The 19,059-nt window shown below is 50.1% G+C and carries 15 protein-coding genes; 1 reads left to right on the plus strand and 14 read right to left on the minus strand.

The window, feature by feature from the left end:
* Positions 1–64: 64 nt before the first annotated feature.
* The 4 genes from tadA to Q0G26_RS09255 form a co-directional block, all read right to left on the minus strand.
* Positions 65–565 (minus strand): tRNA adenosine(34) deaminase TadA, encoded by a 501-nt coding sequence (gene tadA / locus Q0G26_RS09240; RefSeq protein WP_293830056.1) that lies wholly within the window; start codon positions 563–565, stop codon positions 65–67.
* A complete protein-coding gene (locus Q0G26_RS09245) occupies positions 565–2,511 on the minus strand; it encodes an ABC-F family ATP-binding cassette domain-containing protein (protein WP_293830058.1) in 1,947 nt (648 codons plus the stop codon). Before Q0G26_RS09245 ends, tadA begins: the two co-directional genes overlap by 1 nt.
* Positions 2,512–2,639: 128 nt before the next feature.
* Positions 2,640–4,037, minus strand: coding sequence for an amino acid permease (locus Q0G26_RS09250; RefSeq protein WP_366517764.1), 1,398 nt, complete (start codon positions 4,035–4,037; stop codon positions 2,640–2,642).
* A 272-nt stretch (positions 4,038–4,309) separates the two neighbouring features.
* The gene (locus Q0G26_RS09255; protein WP_293830062.1) at positions 4,310–5,722 is read right to left on the minus strand and encodes an SLC13 family permease; all 1,413 of its coding nucleotides are present in this window, start codon (positions 5,720–5,722) and stop codon (positions 4,310–4,312) included.
* Positions 5,723–5,866: 144 nt separating this feature from the next.
* Here Q0G26_RS09255 and Q0G26_RS09260 point away from each other — a divergent pair, with 144 nt between their 5' ends.
* Positions 5,867–6,748: a LysR family transcriptional regulator gene (locus tag Q0G26_RS09260; protein WP_293830063.1), complete on the plus strand. Its 882-nt coding sequence runs from the start codon at positions 5,867–5,869 to the stop codon at positions 6,746–6,748.
* Positions 6,749–6,798: 50 nt separating this feature from the next.
* Here the strand turns inward: Q0G26_RS09260 and ftsH are convergent, their stop codons facing one another.
* The 10 genes from ftsH to Q0G26_RS09310 form a co-directional block, all read right to left on the minus strand.
* The gene (ftsH, locus tag Q0G26_RS09265) at positions 6,799–8,733 is read right to left on the minus strand and encodes an ATP-dependent zinc metalloprotease FtsH (protein ID WP_293830065.1); all 1,935 of its coding nucleotides are present in this window, start codon (positions 8,731–8,733) and stop codon (positions 6,799–6,801) included.
* 90 nt (positions 8,734–8,823) lie between these two features.
* The gene (hpt, locus tag Q0G26_RS09270; RefSeq protein ID WP_293724002.1) at positions 8,824–9,366 is read right to left on the minus strand and encodes a hypoxanthine phosphoribosyltransferase; all 543 of its coding nucleotides are present in this window, start codon (positions 9,364–9,366) and stop codon (positions 8,824–8,826) included.
* A gap of 20 nt (positions 9,367–9,386) precedes the next feature.
* A complete protein-coding gene (tilS, locus tag Q0G26_RS09275) occupies positions 9,387–10,376 on the minus strand; it encodes a tRNA lysidine(34) synthetase TilS (RefSeq protein WP_293830067.1) in 990 nt (329 codons plus the stop codon).
* Between the two features lie 105 nt (positions 10,377–10,481).
* On the minus strand, positions 10,482–10,976 hold the full coding sequence (locus Q0G26_RS09280; RefSeq protein ID WP_293830068.1) for a S1 domain-containing RNA-binding protein: 495 nt from the start codon (positions 10,974–10,976) through the stop codon (positions 10,482–10,484).
* A 110-nt stretch (positions 10,977–11,086) separates the two neighbouring features.
* Entirely contained in the window at positions 11,087–11,380 is a 294-nt protein-coding gene (gene ftsL / locus Q0G26_RS09285; RefSeq protein WP_293830070.1) for a cell division protein FtsL, read from the minus strand.
* A 97-nt stretch (positions 11,381–11,477) separates the two neighbouring features.
* Entirely contained in the window at positions 11,478–11,756 is a 279-nt protein-coding gene (locus Q0G26_RS09290) for an HU family DNA-binding protein (protein ID WP_293724013.1), read from the minus strand.
* Positions 11,757–11,951: 195 nt separating this feature from the next.
* The gene (gene mazG / locus Q0G26_RS09295) at positions 11,952–13,553 is read right to left on the minus strand and encodes a nucleoside triphosphate pyrophosphohydrolase (RefSeq protein WP_293830071.1); all 1,602 of its coding nucleotides are present in this window, start codon (positions 13,551–13,553) and stop codon (positions 11,952–11,954) included.
* A 23-nt stretch (positions 13,554–13,576) separates the two neighbouring features.
* Positions 13,577–15,139, minus strand: coding sequence for a polysaccharide biosynthesis protein (locus Q0G26_RS09300; protein WP_293830072.1), 1,563 nt, complete (start codon positions 15,137–15,139; stop codon positions 13,577–13,579).
* Between the two features lie 36 nt (positions 15,140–15,175).
* Positions 15,176–18,448, minus strand: coding sequence for a transcription-repair coupling factor (mfd, locus tag Q0G26_RS09305; protein WP_293830073.1), 3,273 nt, complete (start codon positions 18,446–18,448; stop codon positions 15,176–15,178).
* A gap of 62 nt (positions 18,449–18,510) precedes the next feature.
* A partial coding sequence (locus Q0G26_RS09310) for a fructose-bisphosphatase class II (protein WP_293830075.1) occupies positions 18,511–19,059 on the minus strand: 549 nt, incomplete at its 5' end.

The following is a 19,059-nucleotide window of genomic DNA, read 5'->3' on the forward strand; positions in this document are numbered from 1 at the left end:
TTCGCATCAAGTTAACATTAATATTATATAAGAAAAATCCCGTCTTGGCAACCGCCTGCCGAAATTATTCCTGCGGCGCACCGGCAACATCCTTGCGCTTCGCCTTGTTTTCCTGACGGCGACGACGGAAAAAGTCGCGCATCACCTGCGCGCATTCCTCCTCGCAGATGCCGCTGACAACCTCCGCGCAGTGATTAAGATTAGGATTCGTAATAATATTAAAAATGGATTCCGCACCGCCGGCCTTCACATCGGGACAGCCGTAAACAACGCGGTCGACACGGCCGTTGACAATGGCACCGCTACACATCGGGCAGGGCTCAACGGTAACGTACAGTGCACAACCGCTCAGCCGCCAGCGCCCCAGGCGCTCGCAGGCCTCACGGATGACAATGACCTCAGCGTGCGCCGTTGCGTCATGCCACGTTTCACGCATATTGTGCGCAGCGGCGATAACCTCGCCCGTTGTCATGTCCGCCAGCACCGCACCTATAGGAATTTCTCCCAGCTCTGCTGCTTTGCGTGCTTCAGCCAGCGCCAGCTGCATATACTTTTTATCGTCCATCAGGCATCCTCCGCCGCTTCCATCAGCAGCTCCCATTTTTCCATCAGCTCGGCAATGGTTTGCTCATATTCTTCATGCTCAGCTGCCATAGCCGCACTATGCTCGGGACTGGTGTGATTTGCCGGGTCCGCCATCTGCTTTTCCAAAAGGCCCATCATAGCCTCCTGCTCACGAATCTGCAGCTCTACCTTGGGCAGCAGCCGTGCAGCCTCGTCAGGACTGTAACGGCGCTTTTTATCATCCTGCTTTTTCGCTTTCACAGTGGTTGCGGCAGTCTGCTGCTGATTTTTAGCCTGTGCCTCCGCATAGGCCGCAGCCTTTTCTGCTTCCTCCTGTGCCTGCGCCAGAGCAGCAGCCTTTTTCTGCTTCTCTTCAAGATAAAAATCGTAATTGCCCTTATAGTCCTTAACCTCTAAATCTTCGATTTCCCAGATGCGATCGGCAACCTCGTTGACAAAATAACGGTCATGGCTTACTACCAGCACTGTGCCGTCAAAGGACTCCAACGCTGCCTCTACCGCTTCACGCGCCATAATATCCAGATGGTTTGTCGGTTCGTCCAGCACCAGACAGTTGGCGCCGTCCAGCACCAGCTTCAGCAGCACGAGGCGTGCCTTCTGACCGCCGCTCAGCTCACCGATTTTCTTGAACACATCGTCACCGTGGAACAGCATACCGCCAAGCATCGAGCGTGTATGCTCTTCCGTAAAGCCGTATTCGACAACAAAGTTTTCCAGCAGCGTCTGCTCCGGGTTTAAGCGCTCATAGCTCTGTGAAAAATAACCGATCTGCACTCTGCTGCCAATCTTGGCCTTGCCCTTCAGCGGTGCGATTTCACCCAAGATAGTACGCAGCAGCGTAGTCTTGCCGGTACCGTTGGCACCCAAAAGTGCAGCCTTTTCCCCGCGGCGCAGCGTAAGGTTAATGCCCTTGGCCAGTACCTTCTCGCCGTAGCCGATGGTCAGATCCTCCATAATCAGCACTCTGTCCGCACATTCGGCAGCAGGCGGCAAACGCAGCTCAAACTCTTCATGCTGCACCGGTGCGTCAATGCGCTCCAAACGGTCGAGCTGTGACTGACGGCCGCGCGCCATTTTGCTCTTGATGCCTGCTTTGAATCGACGGATATAAGCCTCCGTGCGTGCGATATAATCCTGCTGCGCATTGTAGGCAGCAGTCAGCGTACTGCTCTGAATTGCCTTCTGCTCCAGATAGCGGCTGTAATTGCCCTTAAAGGATTGCAGCTTGCCGCCTTCCATCTCCAGAATGCGCATAGCGACATTATCGAGGAAGGCACGGTCATGGCTGACAACGAGCAGACCGCCCTTAAATTCCTGCAGATACTTTTCCAGCCACTGCGTCATTACAATATCCAGATGGTTTGTCGGTTCGTCCAGAATCATAAAGTCGGGATTGCGCACCAGTGCCGCCGCCAGCATCAGACGTGTTTTCTGACCGCCGCTCAGAGTTGCCGCATCATGCTGCCACCAATCCTCGGTGTAGCCAAGGCCGATAAGCACACGCTTAATACGGTTTTCGTAATTATAGCCGTCAATAAATTCATAGCGCTTAAGTACGCGTCCATATTCCTCCAGGCAGCTGTCGAGCTTTTCGCCCTGCAGTTTGCCGGAATCAGTCTCAAGCTGTGCCAGCTTTTGTCGCAGGCTGCCGATTTCCGGGCAGGCTGTCTGCATAAACTGCCAGATAGTACCGCGGATATCGGTAAAGCCCTGCTGTACATAGCCCACGCTGATACCAGGTTCAAACTTCACCGCACCGCTGTCAACCCATTCAGGCTGCAGCAGACAGCGCAGCAGCGTCGTCTTGCCGCTGCCGTTGACGCCGACGAGGCCAACATGCTCTCCCTGCTCCACCATGAAGCTGACGTCTTTAAATATTTCATGAATGCCAAATGCTTTGGCGATTTTATCTACAACTAATTGCATAACCATTCTCCTTTTAACAACTATTATAACACCTTCCGGCATTATACTCAAAAGGCTCTGCTATATTCTTATATTTTTATGCATTACATAAAAAGAGGCTGCCGCATTGCGGCAACCTCCATATACTTTTAAGATTTATGGGCCATTGCTACCTGAGTTTTAGTCTGAACCAAACTCTTTTGATGCTTGCGCCAACGATAGCAAAGCATCGGCACCACCAGCATCGGTACGCCCGCATACAGCGTCTGGCGTAAATTCGGTGTAAAAGCAATTACTGCCAGGCAGAAAACCTGCGACCAGATACCGAAATGCGTAACATACGGGAAGAACGGTGTTTTATACTTCAGAGTATCCTCTTTGCCTTCGGCAATCAGACGACGACGGAAATTATATTGGCTCCAGCAAATGGAAATCCAAGCCATCGCACCGGTAAAGCCGGATACTGCCAGCAAATAAGTATACAGTGTAGAATCGGGATTAAAGGTGTAGAAAACGATAACTGCCCAGCAAGCGCATACAGAAACGATAATGGAATTCTGCGGCATACCGTTTTTATTGAGCTTGCCCAAAAACGCCGGTGCCATATCCATACGAGCCAGTGCATGCAGCGCACGCGCACCGCCGTACAAGCCGGAGTTAGCGCAGGATACACCTGCAACCAGCACTACAAAGGCAATCGCAGAGGCTAAGCCGTCAAAGCCGTATTCTGCCAAAGCAGCAGCGAACACGCTCTCCTTCAGGCTGGCCTTATCCCACGGCATAATGGACAGCAATAATGTAATAGGAATGATATATAAAGCAATGACACGCCAGGAAACATTACGAACCGCAATAGGAATGCTTTTAGCAGGATCCTTGCATTCGCCCGCAGCCAGACCGATGATTTCGGTACCTTGGAAGTTAACCAGAATAATAACCATGGTCAGCACAATCGGCCAATATCCCTGGGGAGCAAAACCGCCCTGGCTCAGCAGCACCTTAGCGCCTAAATAGCCCTGGTCACCGACAAGACCGCAAACTATTAAACCGGCAACGCCGCAGAAGCCCACAAGGGCAGCAATTTTGATAATGGAAAGCCAAAATTCGCTTTCACCGAAATTATCGACATGAAAAAGGTTAATTACAGTCACCAGCAGGCCAAAAAGAATTGCCCACCACAGTTGACTGACGGCAGGTACAAAATTATTCATAATGATACCCGCAGCAATCATTTCAGACGGCACGTAAGCCATCCAGTTCAGCCAATAGGCCCAGCCAACGCCACAAGCCCAGGTTGAGGATATATTCTCACGTGCGTAGGTAACAAAGGAACCGGAAATAGGCTTAGCTACAGCCAGCTCCGCCAGGCACAGCATAACGCATAAGACGATTGCACCGCCAAAAAGATAAGAAAGGATAATAGCAGGTCCGGCCTGCTCAATCGCATATCCGGCACCTAAAAAATAACAGCTGCCGATGATGCCACCTAAAGAAATCATCTGTAAGTGTCTGTTCTTTAAACTTCTATTCATGGATTGCTCGTTCATTACCTTAATAACACAACCTTTCTTGAGCATATGTGTGGAACCTTCCGTTCCGCCAAAATTCTTGTGATATGATTTTACTACAAAAAACCGTGTTTGTATAGCAAAAAATGCACTAAAATCAGCAATTTTACAAAAAAAATCAATTTTCCTCTTTTTTCCGCTGTTTTGCATCATTTTCAAGCATACTTCTTCACAATTCCATACAAAAAGTACTCCCCCGCCATCCCAGCAATGACAAGGGAGTAAACAAAGAAGGCTTCATTAATGCTTAATTAAAGATGACTGAAAAGGCTCCAGCAATGCATGCAGATACAACCAAGCGCACTGACGAGCAGCATGCAAATTATTGAGAGCTTGAGGCCGTTTTTCAGCAAATCATCAGGATTCAGGCCGTAGGTTACACCCACGGCACGTGTGCTCACCGGCAGAATGAAGGCACAGTTGACGGCAACAATCGAGGTCAGGATATAAGGAATAGGATTCAGCCCCAGCTGCTGCGAAATGCTTTGTACTACCGGAATTGAGATAGAAGCCGCCGCGGTATTACTGCTGATTTCCGTCAGGAAGGTAGCAAACAGCGTCAGACTGAACATTGTTTCCCAACCGCCGCTCAATGGCAGCAGCGTGATTACCTTAGCAATCTGTGTTGCCGCACCGGTTTTTGTAATCAGCTGGCCTAATGCCAGTCCACCGGAAAAAAGGAATATCATCCCCCACATAATGCCCTTTTCAGCCTCACGCCAGGTCAGAAGCAGCTGACCTGTTTCGTTGCGCAGCATAAAGGTGAGCATGCCAAAGGTGAAGAAAACATACGCAGGCTTCATCAGCGGCAGATACTGCACATAAAGCGGACGGATGAAGGCCAGACCTGTTGCGAGAACAAAAAGCCACAGGCCTAATTTTTCGCCGCGGCTCATCGGCCCGAGCTTATCATAAGCAGCACGAAAATATTCCTTGCCGCCGTCAAGACGTTTAACAGGCAGCGGCAAATGCAGCAGATAAGCCAGAATGAGCAGCATGATGATGAAAAGCAGCGGCAGAAAACGGATAACCCAATCAACATACATGAATTCGTGTCCCGTAAGCTTTTCCAGATAGCTGATTGCTACCAGATTGGAGCTGCTGCCCAAGGGTGAACCGAAACCGCCGAAGCCTGCGCCCCAGACGATGGCCAACAGAATCGGTGTTGCTACGGGATTATCGGTAATCTGCTGCTGTCCCAAAAAACGCAGCATGCTTACAGCCACCGGCAGCAGAATCATAACAACGACGACGTTTGGCAAAAAGATAGACAGCAGCGTTGAAGCCACCAGCCAGACGCATATCTGCTCGCGCATCGATGTTCCCAGGCCGCAAAGGCTTTTTATCGCCAGACGCTTATCAAGATGTGTTTTTTCCCACACCAGGCTGATAAGATCACTGCCGACCAGCAGCACGACGATTTCCGAAAAGTATTTGCTGATAATACCCTCCATCGGCACCATGCCGAAGATGGCGTTCAAGGGAATCGGCAACAGCGAGGTTACGGCAATATTTACCGGGCGCAGCACCCACCAAAGGCCCATCCAGAAAATCGTAGCAATGGCGGCCGCCTGCTTAAATTCAATTATAGGCGCCAGTATAAGCAGGACGACAAGAAAAAGTAACGGTCCTGACAAAACATTCAACGAACGGTGTTTTTTCATAATAACAGCTTCCTCTCCGGTTTCAATAGAAGGTTTCCTTCTATTTTTGCATTTACTTAATTCTACTCCCGTTCTATAATTAAGTAAAAGACTTTATTTTGATTATTATAATCATATTTTTTGATATTTTAAGGAGATACTGCTATGGATTTCGCTTTTTACAGAAACTTTATCACTGTTGCCGAAACAGGTAATCTCAGCGCCGCAGCTAAGCGATTGGGCATCGTACAGCCGGCGCTCAGCGCACAGATGAAGGCTATCGAAAGAAATTATGGCGTGCAGCTTTTCAAAATGCAGCGCGGTAAGCGCCACATTGAGCTTACGGAGGCAGGTGAAACCTTTTTGCAGCAGGCACGTCAGCTGTGCAATACGGAGGATGATATCAGCCTGCGTATGCAGGCCTTCGGCAGGCGTGCCGCCGGCACGCTGCGCTTCAGCGTGTCACACGTACGTACCGACTATTTCCTGCGCAGCTATCTTATTCCCTTTGCCAAAGAAAATCCCGGCATCAGCTATCAGTTTCACGATGCTACAGTAGAACAGCAGCAGCAGCAGCTGGAGGCAGGCAGTATTGATTTTGCCTTTGCCAACGCACCGTTGCCTGCAGCGCACAATTTCGCTACTATCAAGGTGCAGCGGGAGAGTTTTTATGCTTTCTATAATGCCGGATTTGCGGTTCCTTGGGCAGGTAAAAGCATGCTTTCGCCGGAGGATTTGGCAGGTGTGCCCTTATGCTGTAATTATGGCAGCTATGCGCTTTTGCGCAGTGCGTTTAAAGCGTATGCTGTTAAGCCTAATGTCGCTTTTATTGCTACTACGGCAGAGAGTGCGCTTACCTTTGCGACAAGCGGTCTTGGGGTTGCGGTTGTCGCTGCGTTAGAGAGTGATGCTGTGCCGCAGGGGATGGTGCGACGCCAGCTTGTTGATGACAAGCTGCATTTTGATCAGACGTTGTATTGGAGTAAGGAGCATAGGTTGACGCCTGCGGCGGAGGGGTTTTTGGAGTTTTTCCGAAATTTTAACTAAACGCAAAAAACGCCCGCGTTCTTCAGAACGCGAGCGTTAATTTTTTGCTATTATTCTTTGGGTGCTTCTTCGGATGCATCTGCTTCGGCAGTAGGCGCTTCAGCCTTTGCATCAGCTTCGGCAACGGGAGCAACAGCTATTTCCTCATCCACAACAGATTGCTGTACTAATTGCAGCTTTTCCTCTGCAGTAAGGATATGACCGTATTTTACCAGCTGGTTGATTTCTTCCTCTTCCAGAGTTTCCTTCTCCATCAGAGCTTTAGCAATCACATGCAGCTTGTCAATATTATCGGACAGCAGCTTTTCGGTAGCAGCATAGGCATCTTCCATAAAGGAGCGTACCTCTTTATCAATTTTAGCTGCCACTTCTTCACTGTAATCCTTGTCGCGAGCAATATCACGTCCCAAGAATACCTGGTCCTGACGATGACCAAAGGTTACAGGACCAATGTTTTCGCTCATGCCGTATTCGCAAATCATCTGGCGTGCCAGTTGGGTTGCACGCTGCAGGTCATTGCTGGCACCGCTGGAGATTTCCTTCAGCACCAGAGCCTCGGCCACACGGCCGCCCAGCAGAACCTTCAGCTCATCGAGCATTTCGCTGCGGGTTGCATAATACTTATCTTCCTTAGGCAGGCTCAGGGTATAACCACCGGCACGGCCACGCGGAATGATGGTAACCTTATGTACAGGGTCAGTATGCTCAAGCAGCATACCAACGATAGTATGACCGCCTTCATGGTAAGCAGTCAGGCGTTTTTCCTTATCACTGATGACACGGCTCTTGCGCTCCGGTCCCATGATAACACGCTCGGCAGCCTCTTCCATTTCCGGCATATTGATGGCCTTCTTGTCCTTACGGGCAGTCAGCAGCGCTGCTTCATTAACCAGATTGGATAAATCAGCACCGGTAAAGCCGGGGGTACGCTGAGCGATTACGTCCAGATTTACATCCTGTCCTATCGGCTTACCCTTAACATGTACCTTCAGGATTTCGGTACGTCCCTTGATATCAGGACGGTCTACTACAATCTGGCGGTCGAAACGGCCGGGACGCAGCAGCGCCGGGTCCAGAATATCCGGACGGTTAGTTGCAGCAATCATAATGATGCCTTCGTTAGCACTGAAACCGTCCATCTCAACCAGTAATTGGTTCAGAGTCTGCTCGCGCTCGTCATGGCCACCGCCAAGACCGGCGCCGCGCTGACGGCCTACGGCATCAATCTCATCGATAAATACGATGCAGGGTGCACTTTTCTTTGCCTGGTCGAACAAATCACGTACACGTGAAGCGCCGACACCGACAAACATCTCTACAAAGTCAGAACCGGAAATGCTGAAGAACGGAACTCCCGCTTCACCGGCAACTGCCTTCGCCAACAAGGTTTTGCCTGTACCCGGAGGGCCATAGAGCAAAACACCTTTAGGAATCTTAGCTCCCAAGTCATTATACTTCTGCGGATGCTTCAGGAATTCAACAACCTCTTCCAGCTCCTGCTTGGCTTCATCAGCACCGGCAACATCCTTAAAGGTTATCTTCAGTTTTTCCTCATCGTAGCGACGCGCACGGCTCTTGCCAAAGTTCATCACCTTGCCGCCACCGGCACCGCCCTGATTCATCAGCATGAACCACAGACCTACGATAATCAGCATCGGCAAAATAGAGCTGAGAATGCTCATCCACCAAGGTGGCTGCGGCGGCAGCTCTGCCTTAATGTCTACTTTCTTTGCTTCCAGCTTTTCTACCAGCTTGCTGTCATTAGGCGCAACGGTAGAAAATTCCTTGCCATCCTTTAATTTACCGCTGATAACGTTATCAACAATAGTTACCTGTTTGATTTCGTCCTGCTGTACATGCTGCATAAAGCTGGTATAGCTTATATCGGCAGGTTTAGAATTCTTTTCACCGTAAAGGTCAAACATCCAGATAATCACCATGATAATCAGCAGATAAAAAAGTACGTTCTTAAAAAATTTATTCAAGCACGTAGCCTCCTTCCACTTAGCTCATAATGTTTTTATTATATTATAGATAGGAAAAACTAGCAACTGTTTTATGCAATTTATAGGCTTTTATTTGCGTGCATATACGGCAGGCTTCAGGATGCCGATAAACGGCAGATTACGGTAATCACCTGCATAATCCAAACCGTAGCCTACAACGAATTCGTCAGGAATTTTAAAGCCTACATAATCAGCTTCCAGACCGTTTACACGACGCTCGGCCTTGTCGCACAGAGCAGCGGTTTTCAGAGTTGCGGGCTTGTAGTGACGCAGCATATCGGTGATAGAAGCAAAAGTAACGCCGCTGTCAATGATATCATCGATTACCAGCACATCTTTACCCTTAATGTCTTCGCTGACATCCAGCTTAACCTTAACGCTGCCGCTGGTGCTGGTTCCGTTGCCATAGGAAGAAGCAACCATAAAGTCTACGCGCAGCGGCATATCAATAGCGCGGGTCAGGTCGGTAGCGAACCAGGCAGCACCCTTCAGCAGAACAATGACAACCAAATCCTTGTCTGCATAATCGGCAGCAATCTGCTTACCCATTTCCTGTACGCGGGCATCAATTTCTTCTTTGGTCAGCAAAACTGTCTTAATATCGTCATGCATTTTTTCTTTCTCCTTATACTTTATATTATTATTTTAACAAAAATAAGCTGTTTACTTTTGTAGACTACGTTTATTCCCTGCGGCAATTGGATGATTTTGCCGCCACTGCGTCGGAGCAGCAAGGATTCAATGGCCTGAGTGCGCTCGTAGGACAGCTCTTCACCGCCCAGCTCGAAATACGCGCGCCTTAACAACCTCAGCCTTACAGCACTGTGCAGTGCTGTAAGCTGCCTCACCGGCAGGCTGATAGCATTCTCCTGCCTGCGCGCCAGCTGTCTGTAAGCAGCATCAGCCATTTGCTCCAGACATTCCGCATCCTGCGCCAGTAAAGCAGCAGTACGCGCCAATGACGGCACTACAGCGGGGTTAAAACTACGCTCCAGGTATGGCAAAAGCTCCAGCCGCACGCGGTTACGCGTATACGCTGTATCCGCGTTAGTGCTGTCGTAGCAGACTGCAATGCCTTCCGCACTGCAGTATTTCTCCAGCAGGCTCTTGGGCAACGCGAGCAGCGGTCTGATGATATCGCCCTGCTGCGCCCGCATCCCGGCAAGTCCCTGCAGGCCTGCGCCGCGCAGCAGCCTCAAAAGCAGCGTTTCGGCCTGGTCACCCTCATGATGCGCCGTAACAATTGCTGCAGCGCCCTGCTGCGCCGCTACGCGCCTCAGCGCAGCATAGCGCAGGCGGCGCGCAGCATCCTCAGTAGAAAGATGCTGCTGCGCTGCATACGCTGCAGCCTGCACATGCTCTGTAAAGCAGGGCAGTCCCCAAGCCTTGCAGGCACGCTGCACTGCCTGCATATCGCGCAGTGCCTCTTCCCCGCGCAGTCCGTGCTCGACATGGCAGACGCTGTAGCGTCCCCAGCCCTGCGCTGCCAAAGCAGCGCAGGCATGCGCCAAAGCCAGGGAATCAGAGCCGCCGCTCACCGCCAGCAGGTAGTGAGCCTCCGGCCGCAGCAAATTTTTAATTGTTTTGCGCAGCTTGTAGACTGCAGGCGCAATCTGCCTCATAGCATATCTCCTTCAGCAGCAGAGCAAACATGTCACACTAAATTTTTCTATGCCATAAAAGAAAAGGCACTCTCAGGAGTGCCATTTCATTAATTACCAGCTTGCTTATTTATCACGTCTGGCACCACGACCACCGCGTTTAGACTCAGTATTACGTTTTAAGTCCAGCATACGGTCATCGCTGTCTTTCAGGAATTTGGATAATTTATCCTCAAACGAAACGGGAGCCATCGGTCTTGCGCTTTGCGGGCGCATACCGCCACGGCGTTCACGATTGTCGCCTTGAGGACGCATACCGTTATTGTTGCTGCGGCGCTCGCGATTATCATTCTGCGGACGCTGCGGTCTTGCCTGCGGAGCCGGCGGCGGTGTGAGCTGTTTGATAGACAAGCCGATTTTGCCGCGGTCATCTACAGATAATACCTTAACCTTAACCTTGTCGTGCTCCTTTAAAAAGTCATGCACGTCTTTTACATAAACATTAGAAACCTCAGAAATGTGAATCAGGCCAACCTTGCCCTCAGGCAGTTGGACAAATGCGCCAAAATTGGTGATACCTGTAACTTCACCCTCTACAATTGCACCTACTTCAAGTGACATCGAGAAAAAAATCCCCCTTAAAAATTCTTAATACTCTTGTATTATACTCTTTAATTTTTCATGGTGTCAATAAAAAAAGCAGAACAAAAGCAATCATTTCTTGTTCTGCCTTATTTTTTCTCATCAACTATAAACAGCGGCACCTCGTTTTTACCCACCATGTTGTAATCCTCACGGGCGAGCTTTTCAATGTAACGCGGGTCATCCAGCCGTTTACGCTCTGCCTCCAGCTCTGCCTTTTGTTTTTTCAAAGTAGCAATACGTTGCTGTGTGGCAGCCTGCTCATTTTTAATCTGGCAAATAGAATACTCCTGCTTGACAATACCGTACGCGCAGGCAAGAATCAGCAGCGTCATAAATAATGGGAATGCAATAGATTTATGTCTCACTCGACGTCTAACCATTTCTTCGCCCCCTTAACATTGAAGCTGCATCAGTATTCTGCTGCATATTCTAGAGAAAAGCCCGGCAAGGCTGCCGGGCCCACAGCACTAATACAGCTTATTTTGCGTTAACAGCATCCTTGAAAGCCTTACCAGCTTTGAAAGCAGGTACGGTTGCAGCAGGAATAACAATCTTTTCTTTGGTTGCCGGATTCTTACCTTCACGTTCTTTACGAGCACGTGCTTCAAAAGTACCAAAGCCAACTACCTGTACTTTGTCACCCTTAGCAACTACCTCTTTAACGGTTTCCAGGGTAGCGGTGATAACTTTTTCAACGTCTTTTTTGGTTAAGCCGGCTTTTTCAGCAACAGCAGCGATTAACTCAGTCTTGTTCATCAAAAATTCCTCCTTAATTATGACTTTAGTTATTATTGCAAATGCTTGCGGAGCACGTAACTTCGTAACGTAACTCATATTTAACTAGCAATAGTATTCTACACTCTAAAGCGTTTTCCTGCAAGCCTTTTCCGAAAATATTTATAAAACAAGCGAAAAATAGCGTTATTTTAGTAACTTTATTGCCAAATCACCTTATAAAATCTGCTTGTGTTCTAATTCCTTAGCCTCATCCCAAAATTTATCCAGCTCAGCTAAAGTGAAGTCCTGCCAGCCTTTACCGCTGTCCTCCACCTGTTTTTCTACGTAATTGAAACGGGCAGCAAAGCGGTTATTGGTGCCGTCTAAAGCTACTTCAGGCTCAATACCGTAATGACGCGCGTAATTTACCACAGCAAAAAGCACATCGCCCAGCTCGCTCTCAGCAGCGGCCTTGTCGCCTGCCAGTAATGCTTCCTGCAGCTCACCCAGCTCCTCCTGTACTTTGGCCCATACAGATGCACTATCAGGCCAGTCAAAGCCAACCTTCGCAGCCTTGCTTTGCAGCTTGTAGGCACGCAGCAGCGCCGGCAGTCCTTGCGTTACGCCGTCCAAAACATGCTTGCGCTCCTGTTTTTCCTGCTTTTTGATAGCCTCCCAATTCACCAACACGTCATCGCTGTTGTCGACATGGGTATCACCGAAAACATGCGGATGCCGGCGGATCAGCTTATCTACAACCTCGTCAATAACATCCTGCAAGTCAAAGCGGCCTGCTTCCTGTGCCATACGTGCATGGAAGACAACCTGCATGAGCACGTCGCCCAGCTCCTCACGCATGCCTGCAACATCGTCAGCATCTACAGCCTCCAGATATTCGTAAACCTCTTCAATCATGTTGCTGCGGATAGATTTATGCGTCTGCTCTCTGTCCCAGGGGCAGCCACCAGGCTCGCGCAGGGTGCGCATAACCTCGGCCAACGGCTGGATGTCAAAATCATCAAAGCCTGCTTCCGGCAAAAAGTCTTCTGCATAGCCTTCTTCTTCGCCTTCGTCAGCAAAATCGTCTTCATCTTCGCCAAAAGTGATAATGCCGGGAACGTCTTCCGCAGCGTCAACCTTTTCAAATACAGTATCCTCTGCTCCCTCAGCCAGCGGCGGAACATAAGCGCTCGTGAGATGGTCGATATTAGGCTGTCTGTCCAGCTCGTACAGCTTAATCGGACGGCATTCCTCATCAGGCAGGCCCAGATTGCGCAGGAAATAAATTTCATACTCATCAGGCAGTACATCCATCAGCGCAATTTTCAAATCGCTGGCTACCATCTGGCTGTAAACCTGGGTAATCATCAACGGATGCTGACCGGCACCGGCAATTTCTGCAAAATCCTGCGCATCAATGATCTGCAGGCCGGCAATCGGGTCAATGCCCAGCTCAACATAAGCCAAATCCAAGAAGCTCATAGACGGCTTGATTACCAGCTTTACGCCCTGTGCCTTGGCAGCAGTGCGCATTAAAACAACAGTTTTTTCTGCAACCAGCGGGCTGCCCGGTACAGCGTAAACAACATCGCCGTTCTGTGCTGCTGCCAGCACGCGTTCTACGACGCTGTTATAAACCTCCTCAAAGGAAGCAGCCTTTTCGTATAAATCGTCACATGAGGTAAATTTTACATTTTGCTTTTCCAGCTCGGCAACGGTAGGATGCACTGCTGTACGCAGGATAACCTGAGCGCAGTTTTGCAGAAGTCCCATTGTCTCCAACGAAAGATGTCCCACAGCACCGGGGCCTAAGCCGACAATTGTAATTGTTCCCATGATAGTACGCCTTCTTTCTTTAATTATTTAAAAAATCGTTTTACTACCGGCAGCTGACGCAGCTCCTGTCTGTTCAGCACGCCTAAAAGCGGCAGCAATATGATATAGCATATCCCGGCAGCCAGCATGGCACCGATTGTTGCCAACGCAGGCGATGCACCGCTAAGCAGCGCATGTACCTCTACAGCAGCAACGCCCATCACAGCAGATGCGATGATGATTTTACCAATGCTCAGCCAGGAAAAGCTTATGCGGAAGTGATACAGCGCAATAATATTCAAAAGCGCTGTCACGCCAAAGTTTATGTTCGTTGCCCACGCTGCACCTGCAATGCCATATTCCGCATTCGTCAGCTGGCAGACAGCAATCAGCTTCGCTGCTATGCCAATGAGCATATTCACCATCGGCAGATTGGTATGTCCCACTCCCTGCAGCACACCAGTTGTAACCTGCTGCAGGCCTAAAAGACAGATAGCAGGCGCCGAATGCATAATAGCAACGCCGGCCTTTGCCGTACCATACAGCAGTTGGCTGATAGGCTCCGCCAGTACCCACATACCTACGGAAGCAGGCACTGTTATCAGGCAGCACAGCTTCATCGCTGTTGCTGCCTTCTGCTCAATAAGCTGCCATTTGTTTAAAGCAAAGGCTTCAGAAACAGCAGGCACAAGGCTTGTTGCCAGCGACATCGTCGGTATCGTCGCCATCAGCAGCAATGGCTGTGCCATGCCTGCCAGGTAACCAAACTGCGCCGTCGCCTGCGCTACGCCAAAGCCGCTGTCAATCAAGCGACCGGGTACCAATAGCACGTCAATGCTGCTGGTAACAGGCACGAGGATATTAGCGCAGGATACAGGCAGCGCCAACAGCAGCAGGCGCTTTATCAGCGCGCTGCTGCGCACAAGCTCGCTAGCAGGTGTCTGCAGCTTGCCTGCATCTGCCTGCCATTGCTTGCGGTAGTAGCGGTAAAAGCAGCCCATTACTACCAGTCCTGTAAGGCTGCCCGGCACAGCGCCGAAGGCGGCGCCGGCAGCCGCGTATTCCAGGCCATACGGCAGCAGCACATAAGCCAAAACCACCATCGTCACTACGCGGATAAGCTGCTCCACAATCTGTGATACAGCAGGTGGCGTCATCAGCTGATGCCCCTGAAAATAACCACGGAAGCTGGCTAAAATAGTCGCAAAGAATATTGCCGGTGTCAGCGCGATAAGCGAATAGTAGGCACGCGCATCAGTAATCACGCCCGCCTCCACCAGCCAGCCTGCCGCCAGCACCAGGCACAGCGCCAGCACCGCACCCACGCAGGCCATCAGGCGCAGCGAAACGCGAAACACCTGACGCACATTAGCATAATCCTTCTGCGCCAGAAAGCCAGCAACAATAATAGAAATTGCCACCGGAATGCCGGCAGCAGAAATCGCCAGCAGCAAAAGGTATACGGGATAGGCCATCTGGTAAAGACCTATACCTTCGCCGCCCAGCAGACGTGAAAGCAGGATACGGTTCACCGAGCCGATAACCTTCACCATCAAACCTGCCAGCGTCAAAATCATCGCTCCACGCAAAAATTTGTCACTGCTCATTTCCTGCTTTCACCTCCTCACATCAATTATCAACTATCAATTTTCCAATACAAGTTTAGGCAAGGTCTGCTCCAACCAGGCCAGTGGTTCCTTCTTTGTCGCCCCTATTCTGTACGTCAGCTGCTGCTCCTGCCCGTTTTTCAAAGCCATCGTCTTCGGATGCTCCATCAGCAGCTTCAGAACAGCCTCCGGATTTACCTGCGCCTTCTCACTAAACGTCAGACGAATAACACCCTGACGCACATTTACGCCACGAATTTTCAGCACGCGGCACAAGCCCTTAAGCGCTGCCAAACGCCAAAGCATTTCCACCTCCGGCGGCGGATTGCCGAAGCGGTCAATAACTTCATCAAGCAAATCATCGCGCTGCGAATATTCCAGCTCGCTGAAGCGACGATACAGCTCCATTTTATAGCGCGGATCAGAAATATAGCTGTCCGGAATATAGGCCTCTGCCTGAATTTCCAGTACCGGCTCCGGCTCCGGCTCAGCTGTCCTGCCATTTTTCAAGCGCTCGATTGTTTTTTCCAGCATCTCGCAATAAGCTGCGAAGCCAATACCGGTAATGTGACCATGCTGCTGCGGACCAAGCAGATTACCGGCGCCACGGATTTCCAGGTCACGCATAGCAATCTTGAAGCCAGCGCCAAGCTCCGTAAAATCACGGATTGCCTGCAAACGCTTTTCAGCAATTTCACTCAGCGCCTTATTCGGCTGATAAACAAAATAAGCATAAGCCAGACGCGAGCTGCGTCCTACGCGGCCACGCATCTGATACAGCTGCGAAAGGCCAAAGTTATCAGCACCGTCAATAATTATCGTATTGGCCAAGGATACATCCAGGCCATTTTCCACAATAGTAGTGCACAAAAGCACATCACAGCTGCCTTCGTAGAAGGAAAGCATAGCATCCTCCAAGGCGTCCTCATTCATCTGTCCATGTGCTATTTTAATGCTGATGCCCGGCACAAGACGACGCAGCTTGACAGACAGCGATTCAAGAGCACTTACGCGGTTACTGATATAGTAAATCCTGCCGCCGCGGCGCAGCTCACGCTCCAGTGCCTCCCTAATCATGCCGTCATTATATTCGCTGACATACGTTTCCACCGGCAGACGGTCTTCCGGCGGTGATTCAATAACGCTCATATCACGGCCGTTGACCAGCGCCATGTGCAGGGTACGCGGGATAGGCGTTGCTGACAGCGACAGAACATCGATGCCAAGATGCCATTTTTTTATTTTTTCTTTTTGAGCAACACCGAAGCGCTGCTCCTCATCAATAATCAACAGCCCTAAGCTGGGGAAATTCACATCAGGCTGCAGCAGACGGTGCGTACCGATAAGAATATCAACCTTACCGTCAGCAAGATCCTGCAAAACAGTGCGCTGCTCCTTCGGCGTACAAAAACGGTTCAGCAAACGAACCTCCACACCGAAATTGCGCACGCGCTCCTTGAACGTAATATAATGCTGCTGTGCCAGCACAGTTGTCGGCGCCAGCACCGCCACCTGCTTGCCATCAAGCACAGCCTTAAAGGCAGCACGCAATGCCACCTCAGTTTTACCGTAGCCTACATCACCGCACAGCAGACGTTCCATAGGCTGTGGCTTTTCCATATCAGCCTTAATTTCTGCAATAGCCTTCAGCTGGTCAGGCGTTTCCTCATAGGGAAACGCTGCTTCAAAATCCTTTTGCAACTGACAGTCTGGCGAAAAAGCGTGGCCAGGCATAATTTGACGCTGAGCGTACAAACGCAACAGCTCCTCAGCCAGCTCTGTAATCGCCTTCGCCGCCTTAGCTGTAGTACGCTTCCAATCTGTACCGCCCATTTTGGAAAGACGCGGTACACTGCCTTCACTGCCGACATATTTATGCAGCATGCCAACCTGCTCTACGGGAACATACAGCTTATCATCACCAGCATAGGCCAAAAGCAGATAATCACGGTGGATGCCATTGAGGACAACGTTTTCTACGCCTATATAACGACCGATGCCATGTACCTTATGAACAACATAATCGCCAGCCTTAATATCTGAAAAATATTGCAGCTGCTGCCCCTGGTTTTTGGTATGCAGACGTTTGCGCTTCTGCATACCGAAAATATCATTCTCCGTCAGCAGTAGCCATTCTTCATCCCAAAAACGGAAGCCATGGTCCAAATCACCATAAGTAACATTTACTACTCCCGGCTCAAAGCTCTTTTGGGCAAAATGCCCCTTCAGTCCATAGTTGTGCAGATTATCAGCAAAGCCGCGGGCCTTAACGCTGCTGGAAAGCATAATAAGTGGCGTAAGTCCCTCAGCCAGCCAGCTCTGCAAATCCTCTACCAACAAATTAGTATTTTTATTATATGGAGCTACTGCACGCACAGGTATATTCAACGCCGGCAGCTGCTGCAAATAGCTGTGTCCCAACGCCGATACCAGCATCACTCCATTAACAGCCAGTTGTTCTATGACCTCCTGCTTGCCAAAAAGCTCGGCAGAATGCAGCTTATTTTCCTTATCCAGCTTTTCCAGCATGCTGAAAACATGCACCGGCTCGTCAACAACTACCAGCGTATCAGCAGCACAGTATTCAAAAATATCAGCATCATAGCTGAAGCTTTCATCCACCTTCAGCGGTGCAACCTTAACGCTGCTGAGAGTCTGCAGGCTACGCTGAGTGTCAACATCAAAGCTGCGCATAGCGTCAAGCTCATTGTCAAACCATTCGATGCGTATAGGTGCGCTGGCGTTAATGGGATATACGTCCAGAATATCGCCACGCAAGCAGAACTGTCCCAAGGCATCAACCTGCTCCGTACGCTCATAACCCAAATCCAGCAACGCAGCTGCTACCGCGCGTTGCTCATACACCTCGCCTACAGCAAGCTGCAGAGCCTTACCGGACATACCGCTCGGACGCAGCTGCTTTTGCTGCAGCGCCTCTGCTGTAATAAAGACAATACCGCGCTCCTCGCCGCTCAAAAAGCGTAGTGCGGCCGCACGACCTGCCTGCAGCTCCAGGCTCTGCGTATCAGCCTGCACACGCGGTAAGCTTACAGGATAAAGCTCCTGCATCGGCAAATCAGGATACAGATAGTTCAGCTCGCGCCTGTAGGCACGGATTTCTTCGCGTGATGCAGTAATAAAGGCCAGGCTTCCCTTGCTGCCTACAAGCTTGTCGATGGCAGCAAAAAAGACCGGCTTGCTGCTTCCAGCCAACCCGGTTAAAATATAGGCCTGTTTTTTCTTTTGATATTCGGCAGCCTGCTGTACTTCCTTAACAGCAGCAACCTTATTGACTAATAAATTTTCCATAGGCAATCTAATTGATAAATAGGGCTGTTACAAACGTAACAGCCCTATAACCGGTTTTAAAATTAAAGCTTAACAGCAAGCACCTTGCGGTCCAGGCTGTGAATAGCATCAACAAAACGTACAGTGCCGGTTTTGTAACGGGCAGAAATAGTATGGGTACGTACACCATCGCCGAAGTAACGCAGACCGTTCAGCATGTTGCAGTTGGTAATAGCGGTAGCAGTAAACATGCAGTCATCGCCTTTTACCAGGTCATCCAGAGTCAGCACCTTATTAACATCGGTGATACCCATTTTCAGGCAACGTTGAGCTTGAGCTTCGTCTTCAGGAACCAGGCGTGCTTGCATATCGCCGCCCAAACATTTAACAGCAGCAGCACCCAGAACGCCTTCCGGAGCGCCACCCTTACCAACGTACATATGCACGCCGCTGCCTTCGATACAGCATTCAACAATCGGGTTAACGTCGCCGTCAGTAATCAGGGAGATACGTGCGCCAGCCTTGCGGATTTCGTCCATCAGGCCATAATGACGCTCGCGGTCCAGCAGAACTACGTTCAGGTCGCTTACTTTACGGTCCATAGCCTTAGCAACGCGTGCCAGGTTTTCGCT

Origin of the sequence: uncultured Phascolarctobacterium sp., assembly GCF_934190775.1 — a bacterium.
Classification (GTDB): domain Bacteria; phylum Bacillota; class Negativicutes; order Acidaminococcales; family Acidaminococcaceae; genus Phascolarctobacterium_A.